The organism is Halpernia frigidisoli (assembly GCF_900113805.1).
Classification (GTDB): Bacteria; Bacteroidota; Bacteroidia; order Flavobacteriales; family Weeksellaceae; genus Halpernia; species Halpernia frigidisoli.
The window spans coordinates 627,905-642,325 of the sequence record NZ_FOQT01000002.1 but is presented as its reverse complement, the minus strand read 5'-3'; the positions used below and the strand labels follow the sequence as shown (position 1 = coordinate 642,325).

Here is a 14,421-nt window from a genome sequence, read left to right as displayed (position 1 = left end):
TCGCTTCGCTCGCACAGAAAAAGGATGCCGCTACAATCGGGGCTAGATCACCATTTGGATATTAATCCAGGTAATGTAGAATACTATGACAGAGATTATTTTATAATGGATTCTCTAATGACCAATAATGCTCCGATGACAGAGGAGAATGTAAAATTGAATCTCGGTGATGTTGAAATTCACGATAAAAATTCCCAAAATTATGATACTTATGAATTGCTGCAATTTGATATGATTCATCTAAAATCTGTGGACAAACAAAAATGGAAACTTTCTAATGACAAAAAAATGATTGGGCAATATAACGTTCAAAAGGCAGAAACCAATTGGGGCGGAAGACATTGGACGGCTTGGTTTGCAGAGGCAATACCATTTTCAGAAGGTCCGTATAAATTTAATGGACTTCCAGGCATTATCATGGAACTATCTGACTCAAGAAAAGATTACAGTTTCAAAATGATAAAATCTGAAAATTTACCAGAAACTGCAAAAACGCCATTTTCTTTTTTTATTAAAAAAGCCGTCTTTATTCCAGGAGAAAAATATGTAAAGACCAAAATAATGTATTACAATGATCCTCTGGCTTTTTTAAAAAATATGAATATAACATTAACTCCAGATAATTGGGCGATGTTAAAGGATGGAACAAAAGTGAATTTAACCAATCAAAAAGAAGTCATAGCAACTCAACAAAAATTGATCAGAGATTACAATAATCCAATTAATTTAGACGAAGCGATTCAATATCCCTCAAAATAAATTTTTAAAATCTTTATTTCAGTTGTTCAATAACTTTTGCTAAAACAATCAGCAACAACTAAATGGAATTGTACGTCTATTTGAAAGATCAGGGATTTTTCTATTTATAAAATTCAAAAAATTTCTCGTACTGATCTTCATATTTTAAACGAAGCCTTTGCTTTGCTTTCTTTACTGCATAAAGAGTGACACCCAATATTCTGGCAATTTCCGCATTATTGAGTTCCAATTGTGTAAGGTAAATTACTCTCAAATTTGCTTCTGTAAGATTCGGAAAATTTGTTTCTAAATATTTTGAGTAGACTGGCTTTTCATTTTCAAAGGCAGCTTTAAAATTATTCCAGTTTTCTGCCGTTAAAAGATGGGATTTTAACAGATCGTCTAATTTTGTTTTATGATCTTCTTTTTTATTTCCCAAACCCCTCGTTTTTTGTACTTCTGCCTCCAATTCCTGAATTTGTCCTGTCTTTTCCAAAAGATAATTTCGATAAGAAACCAACGATTTTGTTTTTGAATTTAGCTTATTTTCAGAAATTAACTTTTCCATTTGCAAAGCCAGCAAACTTCTTTCGTAAGTTATTTTTTGATTTTTTCTTTTTTTTCTGGAGGTAATAATAAGAATAACTAAAGCGGTCAGAAAAATACCTGCAAATAAATAAGCAATTATTTTTAAATAAAATTGTTGTTGGTATTTATTTTTTTCGAACTCAACTTTATTTTCTAAATTTTTTTGCCCGATCTGCCAGCCGACAGCCTTAATAACATCCAGTCCATCTAAAGTTTTTAGTGAATCCTGCAAAATTTCCAAAGTTCGACGCGCTTTTAGTTCTTTTTCAGAATTCCCTTGTCTTCTTGCAATTTGAAGCATAAATTCATTTATTTCATACAAGGAATTTTTAAAATAAGGTTTAGACTTTGCATAAAACTCTGCTTTTATGATTGCATCTTCGGCTTCATTTACTTTGTTTTGCTTTAGATAAAACTTACAAAGCTTGATCAGAGCAAACATTGTGTTTTTATCACTTTTAAGATTTTTAGAAATGTAAATATCTTTTTGTAATTTATTTACTGCATTTTCCAGATCATTATTTCTAAAATCAATTTCAGCCAGATTGCCCAATACTTTTGCTTTTCTAATATCGTCCTGGAACTTCTCAGAAATTTGTAATGCTTTTTCAAAATAACTTTTTGCGGCGATCAGATTGTTTTTATTTAGAAAAGCAAGACCAAGATTATCTTGAATTTTTGCCATTTCTTTACTTTCTCTCTCCGCAATTTTCTCGGCTTTTTTTAGAAAAGAAATAGCAAGGTCATTTTCATTCGAAGTAATTAAAAAGAAAGATATTTTTTCAAAGGTATCAAGCGGATCTATCAGGTTTTTTTCGTTGTCTTCATTTATTTTTTTAATGCAAAACATAAAATAGGGATAGCAATCTTTATATTTACTGAAGCAGTAAAGATATTTTCCGTAGTTAAGATTGGTCCATATTTCAAAACTTTCGTCATTGGTTTCTTTTGATAATTTAATAGCTTTTAAAAAAAGTGCTGAACTTTCAGGATTGATCTTATCTAATTTCTCAGCATTGTTTTGAGCCTTGAAAATATTTTTCGCGATAACTTCTGCATATTTATTTAGCTCTGAATGATTATCCTTATAATTCTTTAGAAACTTTTTTAAATTATCGTTCTCAACTTTAGAATATTTGATTGCAGAAGTAGAATCTACGCTAACAGTTGGTGCACCAAAATGTATTTTGCGCAGATTATTTTTACAAAAACTGTAATGTATGAAGAGGAAAAATAGGATAAATGTGCCGTTTCGCCACATATTTCGATTATCCATTGCAAATATTACTATATTTTAAAAAGTTATTCTAAAATTATTATTCAATTAAGTTATTGATATACAGCTATTTAATAAATGTCCACCCCTTTGTCTACTACTATTTTAATTGCAGTGTTTTCTAAAATAATAAATTAGCATCAACAAAATAACACGATAAGTGTTTAAATGGCATAAAAAATGCGGTGATTCGTAATTATAAATAACAGATAAATTTATAAAATTTAAATTAAACAGAAATATATTTTTCAGAAGCTTTTTTTTGCTTTAAAAGTTAGTAACTGAATTACAATACGGGATTAACACAAATGATGAAAAAAAATTTAATCTCCTAGCCCTTTTCGAAAGAAGAGGGTTTTTTTTGTCTTAAAATTTTTAAGTACAAACTATTATTTACTCAGATAATATTGAAAATATAGACAAGTGCTTTGCAGGTTTTGAAAGGTTTTTGTGTCACCATAATTTTTCTTCAAATTTGCAAAAGAAGATCTGTACTGAGAATTTTTAAGTTGATCTAACTGCAATTGTTCTGCCTCAGATTTTGCTTGATAATCTTTGTCGCTGTAATCTGTTACTTTGCGATTTTTGCTTTCATATTGGTAATATTTTCCTTGTTCTGCGCTCGCCATTTGAAATAATATTTGCGCTTGTGATTCTTTATCTTTACTTAAAGACAATGCTTTTTTATAATAACTGATGGCGAGATCAAAATTATCAGGCTCAATAAAGCTCACGTCAGTGAAGTTTTTATAATAATACTGAAATGTATTCTGAGAAGTTCCAAATTGAAATTTTGGACCGTTTTCATTATCAATATCCATCACAAAAGTTTGTCTGTAATATCCCAGAATAGAAGTGTTATACAAAAGATTGCCAAGTAATTTATTAGCAAGAGCGCTTTTTTCTGAATTCCCCTGCGCTATTTTATATAACTGGATTGCATTTGCCGCAAGTTGTAATTTGTTCATTTTATTTTTAATGAAAGGAAAATCTGTAATATTTTCTGCTTCCATTGATTCGTTTTCCGTGCTTTCAAAACTTTCCCAAACGTTGTGGCCGAATATCAAATCTGATATATTATTAAAACCATCGTATTCCTTATCATTAAATTGCAAAGGTGATTCAGTTCGTGTATTTTCAGACCAATCATAAATTACTCTCGGAATTCCGCTAAAATTTTGTGCCTTTTCGTAAAAATTCTTTGCCTTGATGAAATCTGCTTGTCTCATAGCAAAATCGCCATAAATTACATTAAAAAAAGCATCCGTGTTTCCAACATTATTTAAGTTTTCCGCGATATATTTTTCAAAGCTGTTTTTATTCGGTTTTCTGTAAAAATCTTCTACCTTTTTTACCAGTTTAGAATTTGGATTATATTGCAGATCAGAAAGCTGATTGTTCATTAAAAATGCTTTTCCATCTTCGCCTTGTAGAAAATAACGGTTTGCAAGTATATCGCGAATAAATTCTTTTGTGTCCGGCAAGTCGCCGTAATCTTCCGTATTTATTACTTTTGGCGCATTAAAAAACGATGCGTAATCAGTCATCATTTTATTCTCAAAATCAGCATTTATTTTTGGCTGTGACACGATCTCGTTCAGCATTTTCATCCGGTTGATCTGCGTAAGATATTCCGGATTTGTAGTTTTGATTTCCTTTAAAATCTCTTCACTTTTTGTATAATCTTTTTTTAGGAAAGAAAGATAAGCGCTTGTAATTTGCCAAAATTCGTCAGTCGATTTTTCTTTTATTTTTGAAGTTAAATTTTCAAAATCATTCAGAAAATTTTCAGAAGGCTCGTCAGAATAAAGGTTATTATTTGCGCTAAAAAAAGGTATTCTATTGGAATTATTTAAAAGTTCACCATCATCGTCGGTGGTTTTTTTATTTTCAGTCTTACTTTTATCTGAGCTAAAAATATTTTTGAAAAAATTAATAAATCTTTGCCAGAAACCTACTTTTTTTACTGAAGAATTATCCTGTTTTCCTGAAACGTTTTCTTTCTTTTCTGAATTGTCTTTAAAGTTTTGGTTTAAATTATTCGTGTCTTTTTGATTATAATATGTTGGAAGAAAGTCGCGCTCCAATTCATTCACACTTCTCGCCGCAAGAACTTTTAATATTTCTGAATTCGGATCTATTTCAAACATTTTTTCCATCATCGGAATTGGGTCGTTGAAATCTTCATAAGCCAAAAGAAAATAGGCCATATTTTTTTCCTCCGGCGTTTGAGCACGTTTCAGAACATTATTAAAACTGGCAGAATCTGATAATTTCATAGAAACAAAAGCACTTTCTTTCCGGCTTTTGTTGTTCATAAATACTTTAAAAAAATTCCAGTTGGCTTCAGTTCCATTGCTTAATCCGCTTTGCGCGCCAGCGAGTTGATCCAAAGCCATAAAATAGGGCGCAGATCTGGATTTTAAAGGTTCAACATAATTTCTGAATGCTTCTTCAGATTTTGAGTAATTTCTTGTGTAATGATTAAAACGAACGATCTGAAAACCGTATCGCATTTTAATTTCACGGTTTTCCACGGATTTATAAAGCAAGATTAAAGCAGAAATTGTTTTGGTATAATCGAGCTGCGTTGCATTTTTAGTGTTTTCGCTGGCAGAATAATAAAAAGAATTAGGACTTTCAACATAATTGATTCGCATAAAAGGTTCTAAATATTTAGCTTCGATCAAGTAATCGATACCTTCAGAATATTTTTGATAGGAACCTAATTTTTTCAAGATCAAATTGGCAGAATTACCTTTTTTAAACAAATTAAGTTCGCTCATTGGCAATTGTTCCACCAGATTTTTAGTGTCAGTATAATTTAATGTTTTACCGAAATATTGTTGCCAGCTTTCAATGCTTTCATCAGGAATTTCAAAATGTTCGTGACCGTAAAAACGGTTGGAAAATGTGAGTAAAAAAGGCAGATAGCTTTTATCTTTGATGATGCCCTGTGTGAAGAGATTAAAATATTCATAATCCGGATCGTACCAGGAGCAGGCTTTCGTATTCCCAAATAAAATTATTGATAATAATAAAATTAGTTTTTTCATAATGTATGTGTTTTAAAATATCAACTATTTTAAATTGTAGTTTTTAATGAAACGGCTGTCAAGCTGATAATATATAATGTTGTAAAAAGTAATTTGTCCATTTATAAACGAAAGTGTTTCATCAAGATCTTTTTGTGAAACGGCTTCAATTTTTATTTTAAAACCTTTACTTAAATAATTTCCAAAGTAGAAACCATCTTTTAAAACTTCAAAATTATCATCAGAAATTTTCTTAAAATTATTGTTTTTTTTCAATTCTTCGGAAGATAAAGCGTTGATCAATTTATGTTTTCCTAAATGATTGGTGACAATTCCCCAGGAATAGATCGGAAGTGCTATGTCCATTTTCAGTGGATAAACCATTAAATGGTCGAGATAATTTTTTAAAGTTGTGACGTCTAAAATTGAATTTTTTAAAGAATTTTCTAAAGGTGAAGATGTGGCGTAACACATTAAATAAACTTTTTCAACCGGAGGAATTCCCATAAAATTTCTGTCTTTTACCTGATGCAACCTTAAAGTACAAGTAATGTTTTTGTGGGAAATTTGCTTCAGACTTTTAAGCAAATCAAAATATTCCTTATTTGTTCCTGAATTCCAATCGCAGTCGATCTGGATCTCGTCGCTTAAATTAAGTTGGAGTTGTTTGCCTTTTCTGATAATTAAATTAAAAATACTTTTTGCTAAAAAATCGATCTCATCAGGTTTGATGTCGTACAAAATTTCATTTTTTATAAAAACTACCGGCACAATTTTTTTATTGGTTTTAAAACTGTCGTCTTTTGTAAGAACACCAACGGGCTGAAATTTTCCCTCAATTTTATCAATGTCAAAAAAACGGGTATATAAAAAAGGAACTTTGGAATTATTGAGTGCTGTTTTTTCTGCCTTATTTAAACTTAGGTTCGTTCGCCAGTAGTAAAAAGTATGCTCGTGGGAAGTTAGTTTTCCGCACGATAAAAGAAAAAGTAAGCAGAAAATAAGAAGACGATTTTTCATTTTCAAATTTATTAAAATTAAAGTAAAATAAAATGGCTATTTAGTTTGAATACAAATTGCGAATATCTTGTTAAAAATTAAAAAAGAACTTGCATAATTTTAATTTTAATTTTAATTTTAATTTAGCACTTATTAACCAACAAATATTATTTATTATGAAAAGATTTATTTTATTAGCAGCCTTTGGAGTTGCTGGAATGATGAGTGCAAAAACAGCAGAAGTTAAAAATAGCACAACGTCTCTAGTAGAAAAAACAGTAGTGAAGGACGAGTGTCAATGGTGCGTTCTTGCTAATGGAAATCAGTATTGTGCTGAAGCTGCAACCTGTGGTGAAGCAAAAGATGCTGCGAGAAAAATGGCAATTGCTGAAATTACCCCACCACCAACACCAGGACAAGGAGCATAAATAACAATTATAAGGGCTATTATTTAGCCCTTATAATTTTAATAAAAGACAAATGAAATTATTATTACTATTGTCAATATTTTCAAATATCGTAGTTTTTTCACAAAGTGGGCTTGACGTTAAATACACAACAAATAATGAAGGGACTAAATTCCAAAGTGAATTATTTTATTCGAATGAAAGTTCCCTGTATATTAACTATACTAAAGATATAAAACCTGGTACGGCGCACTTCAATGATAGAGATGAGATGGTGGGTGAAATGATTGAATCCAGAGAAGAATTTTTTAAAGATTTCAAAAAAGATTCTGTTTATTCAGAGTCAAATATATCGTACGTTACTAAAAAAATTTTAAAAGAGTCTTTAAAATTTGATTGGAAAATAGATTATTCTAAAACAAAAACAATATTAAATTATAACTGTTTTCAGGCGAAAACTGAATTTAGAGGTAGGAGTTATACTGCTTTTTTTTCTAAAGATTTAAAGATACCAGATGGTCCTCGTAAATTTGCTAATCTTCCAGGTTTAATTTTAGAATTAAAAGAAGATTCTGGTAAATTGGAAATTACTGCTACTTCAATTTCGGATTTTAAGGGAAAAATTCATACGCAATTAAATATTAGTAGTGCAAAAAATTTAGACTCGCTAATATCAGAAGCTAAAAATTTGTATTATTCAACTAAAGAAAAAATTGAAAAGGAATCCAACAGTCATATTCACACAGATTTTTCTAGTAGATTAGAAGTGTTTGATTTAAATTAATAAAATGAAACTGTACATATTTATATTTATTTTAAGTGCTTCTTTTATGCATTGTCAGGGGTTGCAGGTAATATATGAAATTTCTTACAATCCGATCAAAAACAATCCTAAAAAAGAAAAGGAACTGATGGCTCTCGAGATAGATAAGAATAATTCTGTGTTTTATAGCTACGCAAAAGTTATATCTGATTCTCTTTATCAAAAAATTAATATTGCCAACGAAGCCAATAAAAATTATTTAAGAAGTATATTACCATCTCAATCTTTCAACGAAATTATTGTCAAAAACTATTTAGATAAAAAAGATCAAGTGATAGAAAGATTTAATGGTGAATATTTTAGTTATCCTAATTCTTTTAACGGTAAATGGGAAATTCAAAAGTCCAGTAAAATAATTAATAACTATAACTGTACTGCAGCAAAATTATTTTACGGAGGTAGAATTTGGGAAGCCTGGTTTACAAATGATATTCCAATTCAAGATGGTCCGTTTTTATTTCAAGGTTTGCCAGGTTTAATTCTACAGATTTCAAGCGATGATGGGGATTATTTTATCAGTAGTAAGTCAATTTTGAAAAAAAAGTCAACATTTGAGTTACCGAGTAAAATTGTGACAATTAAAACATTAAATAAGTTAATAGACATTAAAAAAAATTACATCCGGGATCCTAGTGCAAAATCTCGACAAGAAGATGCGATCGATGGAATTTCAGGAACTTCAATTATTAACGGTGTAAAATTTAATGCTGTGGAATCTTATAAATTTTTAAACAATGAATTATGGAATTGGATGAAGCTTCATAATAATCCTTTAGATAAAACTGATATATGGGTAAGGTAGATATTGAAATAAATACTCTATTATTTTTTTGAAAAAAGCATTTTCATTTGGAGGATGTTTTTTTTTCATCCTTTAAAAGAATTATTTCGCAATTTTTTTTAATTGTCTCATTGTCAATTAAAAATATATTCTTACATTTGCACACTCAATTTAAGAAGAAGTGTGCCTATTTCAAACATAGAAACTACGGAAACTTAAGTGAGACAACCAGAATATAAATAGATATATATAAACAATGTCAGGTATTATTGGAAAAAAAATCGGGATGACTTCTCTGTTTGACGCAAACGGCAAAAATATGCCGTGCACCGTTATTCAAGCAGGTCCTTGCTCGGTTTTACAGGTCAGAACCAAAGAAAAAGATGGGTATGTTAGTGCACAACTAGGTTTCGATGACAAGAGTGAAAAGAACGTTGGTAAAGCGTTACTCGGCCATTTTAAAAAGGCTGGGTCTGCTCCAAAAGCGAAGTTGGTAGAATTCTATCACGAGTTTGTAAAAAACTTAAGCGTTGGAGATGAAGTGAAAGTAAACTTATTTGCTGAAGGTGAATTTGTTGATGTAACTGGAACTTCAAAAGGAAAAGGCTTTCAGGGTGTTGTGAAAAGACACAACTTTGGAGGTGTAATGCAAGCAACTCACGGACAGCACAACAGATTAAGAGCTCCAGGTTCTATCGGTGCAGGTTCAGATCCTTCAAGAGTATTTAAAGGAATGAGAATGGCAGGAAGAATGGGTGGTGACAAAGTTACTGTTCAAAATCTTCAAGTGTTAAAAGTAGACGAAGAGCAAAACCTTTTAGTAGTAAAAGGCGCGATTCCGGGAGCAAAAAATTCTTATGTAATTATTAGAAAATGGAATTAGTAGTATTAAATACATCAGGAAAAGAAACCGGGAGAAAAGTAACGTTTGATGATGCTGTTTTCGGTATCGAACCAAACCAACACGCGGTTTACTTAGAAGTGAAGCAATATCTTGCCGCTCAGCGTCAAGGGACAAGCAAGTCTAAAGAAAGAAGTGAAATAACAGGATCTACTAAGAAACTTAAGAAACAAAAAGGTTCAGGATCTGCTAGATACGGTGATATTAAATCTCCAATTTTTAGAGGTGGTGGTCGCATTTTCGGTCCAAAACCAAGAGATTATAGATTTAAATTAAATAAAGCACTTAAAAGATTGGCTAAGAAATCAGTTCTTTCTCAGAAAATGAGAGAAAACAGCATTTCAGTTTTAGAAGATTTATCATTTGATGCGCCAAAAACCAAAGATTTTATCAAGTTGCTTGCGGCTTTAGAATTCACTGGTAAAAAAGCATTATTTATTCTTCCGGAAGCAAATAAAAATGTGTACTTATCTTCAAGAAATTTACCTAAAACAAAAGTGATGAACTACAATGAAATTAGTTCTTACGATATTGTTCATGCAGGTGAAGTAATTTTCTTAGAAGGTGCAATAGAGAAATTTCAAGAAAACTTAAAGAAATAAATCATGTCGATTATCATTAAACCAATTATTTCGGAAAAAGCGAATTACTTGCAGGATTTAAGAGGTGCTTATTCTTTCTTAGTTCAACCTAAGGCGAATAAAATCCAGATTAGAAAAGCAGTAGAAGCAATGTACGGTGTAAAAGTAACTGACGTTCGCACAATGATTTATGCGCCAAAAGTTTCTTCGAAAAACACTAAAAAAGGATTACAAGTTGGGAAAACCAACAAATTGAAAAAAGCAGTAGTTTCCCTTGCAGGAGGAGAAGTTATTGACATTTTTGCAACTAACTAAAATAAACAATCGTAATGTCTGTTAGAAAATTAAAACCTATCACCCCGGGACAGAGATTCAGAGTTGTAAACAACTTTGAGGAAATTACTACCAACAAACCAGAGAAATCTCTAACAGTTGGTCTAAGTAAATCAGGTGGTCGTAACAATACTGGTAAAATGACCATGCGTTACACCGGAGGTGGACACAAAAGAAAATACAGAATTATCGACTTCAAAAGAAATAAATTCGATGTTGAAGCAACGGTAAAATCTGTGGAATACGATCCAAACAGAACTGCATTTATCGCTTTATTAGAATATGCTGACGGAGAGAAGAGATATATCATCGCTCCACACGGTATCAAAATAAATCAAACAGTAGTTTCAGGAGAAACAGTGGAACCAGAAGTGGGGAACGCTATGAAATTGAAAAATATTCCTTTGGGAACAACAATTTCTTGTATTGAATTAAGACCAGGACAAGGTGCTATTATGGCAAGAAGTGCAGGTTCATCCGCACAATTGACTTCCAGAGATGGAAAATATGCTATCGTAAAATTGCCTTCTGGTGAATCTAGAATGATTTTGGTAGAATGTATCGCAATGGTAGGTTCGGTTTCAAACGGTGATCATCAGTTGACAGTATCTGGTAAAGCAGGTAGAAGCAGATGGTTGGGTAGAAGACCTAGAACCAGACCAGTAGTAATGAACCCTGTCGATCACCCAATGGGTGGTGGTGAAGGTAAATCTTCTGGTGGACACCCAAGATCTAGAAACGGTATGCCGGCTAAAGGTTACAAAACTAGAACTAAAAATAAAGCGTCTAACCGTCACATTTTATCTAAAAGAAAATAATTATGTCTAGATCACTTAAAAAAGGACCTTTCATTCACTATACATTAGTAAATAAGGTCGAAGCAAACAAAGAGTCTAATAAAAAGACGGTTATAAAAACTTGGTCTCGAGCATCTATGATATCTCCAGACTTTGTAGGTCAAACTTTCGCAGTACACAACGGGAAATCTTTTATCCCTGTTTATGTTACTGAAAATATGGTTGGCCATAAATTGGGAGAATTTTCCCCTACGAGATCTTTTAGAGGTCACGGTGGTAACAAAAATAAAGGAAGCAGATAATGGGATCAAGAAAAAGAGAAAGTGCTTTAGCACGTAAAATAGCAAACCAAGATGTGGCAAAATCGTTATATAATGATTGCCCTTCTTCCCCAAGAAAAATGCGATTAGTTGCAGACATCATCAGAGGTGTTGAAGTTGCAAGAGCATTATCTATCTTAAAATTTTCTAAGAAAGGTGCTTCTATTAAATTAGAAAAAGTTTTACTTTCTGCGATGGCCAACTGGCAATCTAAGAACGAAGGACAGGATATTGAAGCAGCAAACCTTGTTGTGAAAGAAATTATGGTTGATAGCGCGAGACAATTGAAAAGATTACGCCCTGCACCACAAGGTAGAGGACACAGAATCAGAAAGAGATCTAACCACATTACCTTAATTTTAGGTGATAAAACAGTAAATCAATAATCTAGTTATGGGACAGAAAACAAATCCAATTGGCAATAGATTAGGAATCATCAAAGGATGGGACTCTAACTGGTATGGTGGGAAAGATTATGGAGACAGAATCGCAGAAGACTATAAAATCAGAAGATACCTTGAGGCAAGATTGTCTAAAGGTGGAATTTCTAAAATTTATATTGAAAGAACATTAAAACTTGTTACAGTTACTATTACTACTGCGAGACCAGGTTTAATTATCGGGAAAGGTGGTTCTGAAGTAGATAAATTGAAAGAAGAATTAAAAAAATTAACTGGGAAAGATATTCAGATCAATATTTTTGAGATCAAAAGACCAGAACTTGATGCAATCCTTGTTGCTGATAGTATTGCAAAACAAATTGAAAATAGAATTTCTTACAGAAGAGCTGTTAAAATGTCAATTGCAAGTACTATGAGAATGGGTGCAGAAGGTATTAAAGTACAAATTTCCGGCAGATTGAACGGTGCGGAAATGGCAAGATCTGAGAACTTTAAAGAAGGTAGAATTCCTTTATCAACATTTAGAGCAGATATTGATTATCACATTGCTGAAGCAAATACTACTTACGGGAAGTTAGGTGTGAAAGTATGGATCATGAAAGGAGAGGTTTATGGTAAAAGAGATCTTACACCATTAGTTGGTCAGCAGAAAAAAGGCGGACCTTCTGATAGAGGACCAAGAGATAATGACCGCAGAGAAAGAGGTGATAGACCTGACAGAAGACCATCAAGAGATAAAAAATAATTAAAAATTTTAGGCCACAATTTTAAACGACCGTTACTTTTTTAAAATTCAAATCTAAAATTCAATCTAAAATTTAAATTATGTTACAACCAAAAAGAACCAAGTTCCGAAAAGTTCATAAGATGAAGATGAAGGGGATTGCCCAAAGAGGGAATCAACTTGCTTATGGAACTTTCGGTATTAAAGCGAACGAAGGCGCTTGGGTTACTGCAAGACAAATTGAAGCGGCGCGTATTGCTGCAACAAGATATATGAAAAGAGAGGGTCAACTTTGGATCAAAATATTTCCAGACAAGCCAATTACTAAAAAACCAGCCGAAGTAAGGATGGGTAAAGGTAAAGGTGCTGTGGAATATTGGGTATCTGTAGTGAAACCTGGTAAAATAATGTTCGAAGTAGGAGGTGTTCCTTATGATGTGGCTAAAGAGGCTTTGCGTCTTGCTGCTCAGAAACTTCCCGTAACTACAAGATTTGTAGTAGCGAATGATTTTGTTAAACCTCAATAATCTTAAAAGAAATGAAAAAAGCTGACATCAAAAATTTAAGCGCAGGGGATATTCAAAATAAACTGACTGAATTAAGAACTGATTTTAATAAACTTAAAATTACTCATGCAATCAGTCCTGTTGAAAACCCAATTCAAATCAAAGATTTGAGAAGAACAATCGCAAGATTGGAAACAGAATTAACACTAAAACAACAATAAGAATTTCATTTTATCATGGATAGAAATTTAAGAAAAGAAAGAATCGGAGTAGTTTCCAGCAATAAAATGGAAAAGACCATTGTTGTAAGTGAAACAACCAGAGTAAAGCATCCTATGTATGGAAAGTTCGTTTTAAAAACGAAAAAATATACAGCTCATGATGAAAATAATGAGTGCAACGAAGGTGATACAGTAGAAATTACTGAAACAAGACCTTTAAGTAAGAGTAAAAGATGGAGATTAGTAAGAATCATTGAAAAAGCTAAATAATGTTACAAACAGAATCAAGATTAAAAGTAGCTGATAACACTGGTGCAAAAGAAGTATTGGTAATCAGAGTTTTGGGTGGTACCAGAAGAAGATATGCTTCCGTAGGTGACAAAATTGTAGTAACAATTAAAGATTCTTCACCATCAGGAACTGCAAAAAAAGGACAGGTTTCTAAAGCCGTTGTTATCCGTACTAAAAAAGCGGTAAGAAGAAAAGACGGGTCTTACATCAAATTTGATGATAATGCTTGTGTACTTCTTAACACGACAGGAGAAATGAGAGGAACACGTGTTTTTGGCCCAGTTGCCAGAGAATTACGTGATAAAGAATATATGAAGATCATTTCATTAGCCCCGGAGGTTTTATAAATTTTAAATTTAAAAAAAATGACAAAGTTAAAAATCAAAAGAGGCGATAACGTAATCATCACCACCGGAAGAAAAGAAATCAAAGGTAAAACAGGTGAGGTTATCGAAGTGATTAGAAAAGAAAACAAAGACGCTAGAGTAATTGTTGCTGGTTTAAATATCGTGAAAAGACACACAAAACCTTCTGCTGGAAACCCACAAGGAGGAATTGTTGAAAAAGAGGCTTCTGTACATATTTCTAATGTAATGCTAATTGATCCTAAAGATAATAAAGGAACTAAAGTAGGTTACAAAATGGATGGTGACAAGAAAGTAAGAATTTCAAAATCATCTGGTAACACTTTATAATAAT

General features: G+C 31.9%; 19 protein-coding genes. 16 read left to right on the top strand and 3 right to left on the bottom strand.

Annotated features, from left to right (window positions below; genetic code table 11):
* Window positions 1–24: 24 nt before the first annotated feature.
* Window positions 25–759 (top strand): GLPGLI family protein, encoded by a 735-nt coding sequence (locus BM238_RS08100; RefSeq protein WP_090079686.1) that lies wholly within the window; start codon window positions 25–27, stop codon window positions 757–759.
* Window positions 760–859: 100 nt separating this feature from the next.
* On the opposite strand, the gene BM238_RS08095 is transcribed toward BM238_RS08100, so the two are convergent.
* The 3 genes from BM238_RS08095 to BM238_RS08085 all read right to left on the bottom strand — a co-directional run bounded on the left by BM238_RS08095 (window position 860) and on the right by BM238_RS08085 (window position 6,657).
* On the bottom strand, window positions 860–2,602 hold the full coding sequence (locus BM238_RS08095; protein WP_143093369.1) for a tetratricopeptide repeat protein: 1,743 nt from the start codon (window positions 2,600–2,602) through the stop codon (window positions 860–862).
* Between the two features lie 389 nt (window positions 2,603–2,991).
* Window positions 2,992–5,658 carry a hypothetical protein gene (locus BM238_RS08090; protein ID WP_090079684.1) on the bottom strand — a complete coding sequence of 889 codons (2,667 nt, stop codon included), beginning with the start codon at window positions 5,656–5,658 and terminating at the stop codon, window positions 2,992–2,994.
* Window positions 5,659–5,682: 24 nt separating this feature from the next.
* The gene (locus tag BM238_RS08085) at window positions 5,683–6,657 is read right to left on the bottom strand and encodes a hypothetical protein (protein ID WP_090079683.1); all 975 of its coding nucleotides are present in this window, start codon (window positions 6,655–6,657) and stop codon (window positions 5,683–5,685) included.
* 89 nt (window positions 6,658–6,746) lie between these two features.
* On the opposite strand from BM238_RS08085, the gene BM238_RS08080 reads away from it, so the two are divergent.
* From BM238_RS08080 to rplX, 15 genes are all read left to right on the top strand, one after another.
* The gene (locus BM238_RS08080) at window positions 6,747–7,064 is read left to right on the top strand and encodes a hypothetical protein (protein WP_143093368.1); all 318 of its coding nucleotides are present in this window, start codon (window positions 6,747–6,749) and stop codon (window positions 7,062–7,064) included.
* A 52-nt stretch (window positions 7,065–7,116) separates the two neighbouring features.
* Complete coding sequence (locus tag BM238_RS08075; RefSeq protein ID WP_090079681.1) at window positions 7,117–7,827, top strand: GLPGLI family protein; 711 nt, start codon at window positions 7,117–7,119, stop codon at window positions 7,825–7,827.
* 4 nt (window positions 7,828–7,831) lie between these two features.
* Window positions 7,832–8,668, top strand: coding sequence for a GLPGLI family protein (locus tag BM238_RS08070; RefSeq protein WP_090079680.1), 837 nt, complete (start codon window positions 7,832–7,834; stop codon window positions 8,666–8,668).
* Window positions 8,669–8,903: 235 nt separating this feature from the next.
* Complete coding sequence (gene rplC / locus BM238_RS08065; protein ID WP_090079679.1) at window positions 8,904–9,530, top strand: 50S ribosomal protein L3; 627 nt, start codon at window positions 8,904–8,906, stop codon at window positions 9,528–9,530.
* Entirely contained in the window at window positions 9,521–10,150 is a 630-nt protein-coding gene (gene rplD, locus BM238_RS08060; protein ID WP_090079678.1) for a 50S ribosomal protein L4, read from the top strand. The genes rplC and rplD overlap by 10 nt, the downstream gene beginning before the upstream one ends.
* 3 nt (window positions 10,151–10,153) lie before the next feature.
* Window positions 10,154–10,444, top strand: a complete 291-nt coding sequence (gene rplW, locus BM238_RS08055; RefSeq protein WP_090079677.1) for a 50S ribosomal protein L23 — start codon at window positions 10,154–10,156, stop codon at window positions 10,442–10,444.
* A gap of 14 nt (window positions 10,445–10,458) precedes the next feature.
* Window positions 10,459–11,280: a 50S ribosomal protein L2 gene (gene rplB / locus BM238_RS08050; RefSeq protein WP_090079676.1), complete on the top strand. Its 822-nt coding sequence runs from the start codon at window positions 10,459–10,461 to the stop codon at window positions 11,278–11,280.
* A gap of 2 nt (window positions 11,281–11,282) precedes the next feature.
* Window positions 11,283–11,561, top strand: a complete 279-nt coding sequence (rpsS, locus tag BM238_RS08045; RefSeq protein WP_090079675.1) for a 30S ribosomal protein S19 — start codon at window positions 11,283–11,285, stop codon at window positions 11,559–11,561.
* A complete protein-coding gene (gene rplV / locus BM238_RS08040; protein WP_090079674.1) occupies window positions 11,561–11,965 on the top strand; it encodes a 50S ribosomal protein L22 in 405 nt (134 codons plus the stop codon). The genes rpsS and rplV overlap by 1 nt, the downstream gene beginning before the upstream one ends.
* Before the next feature lie 7 nt (window positions 11,966–11,972).
* The gene (gene rpsC, locus BM238_RS08035) at window positions 11,973–12,725 is read left to right on the top strand and encodes a 30S ribosomal protein S3 (protein ID WP_090079673.1); all 753 of its coding nucleotides are present in this window, start codon (window positions 11,973–11,975) and stop codon (window positions 12,723–12,725) included.
* 80 nt (window positions 12,726–12,805) lie between these two features.
* Complete coding sequence (gene rplP, locus BM238_RS08030) at window positions 12,806–13,231, top strand: 50S ribosomal protein L16 (RefSeq protein WP_090079672.1); 426 nt, start codon at window positions 12,806–12,808, stop codon at window positions 13,229–13,231.
* 11 nt (window positions 13,232–13,242) lie between these two features.
* Window positions 13,243–13,431: a 50S ribosomal protein L29 gene (gene rpmC, locus BM238_RS08025; RefSeq protein ID WP_090079671.1), complete on the top strand. Its 189-nt coding sequence runs from the start codon at window positions 13,243–13,245 to the stop codon at window positions 13,429–13,431.
* A gap of 12 nt (window positions 13,432–13,443) precedes the next feature.
* Window positions 13,444–13,701, top strand: coding sequence for a 30S ribosomal protein S17 (gene rpsQ / locus BM238_RS08020; RefSeq protein WP_090079670.1), 258 nt, complete (start codon window positions 13,444–13,446; stop codon window positions 13,699–13,701).
* Window positions 13,701–14,069: a 50S ribosomal protein L14 gene (rplN, locus tag BM238_RS08015; protein WP_090079669.1), complete on the top strand. Its 369-nt coding sequence runs from the start codon at window positions 13,701–13,703 to the stop codon at window positions 14,067–14,069. The genes rpsQ and rplN overlap by 1 nt, the downstream gene beginning before the upstream one ends.
* A gap of 18 nt (window positions 14,070–14,087) precedes the next feature.
* The gene (gene rplX / locus BM238_RS08010) at window positions 14,088–14,417 is read left to right on the top strand and encodes a 50S ribosomal protein L24 (RefSeq protein WP_090079668.1); all 330 of its coding nucleotides are present in this window, start codon (window positions 14,088–14,090) and stop codon (window positions 14,415–14,417) included.
* The last annotated feature ends 4 nt before the right edge of the window (window positions 14,418–14,421 follow it).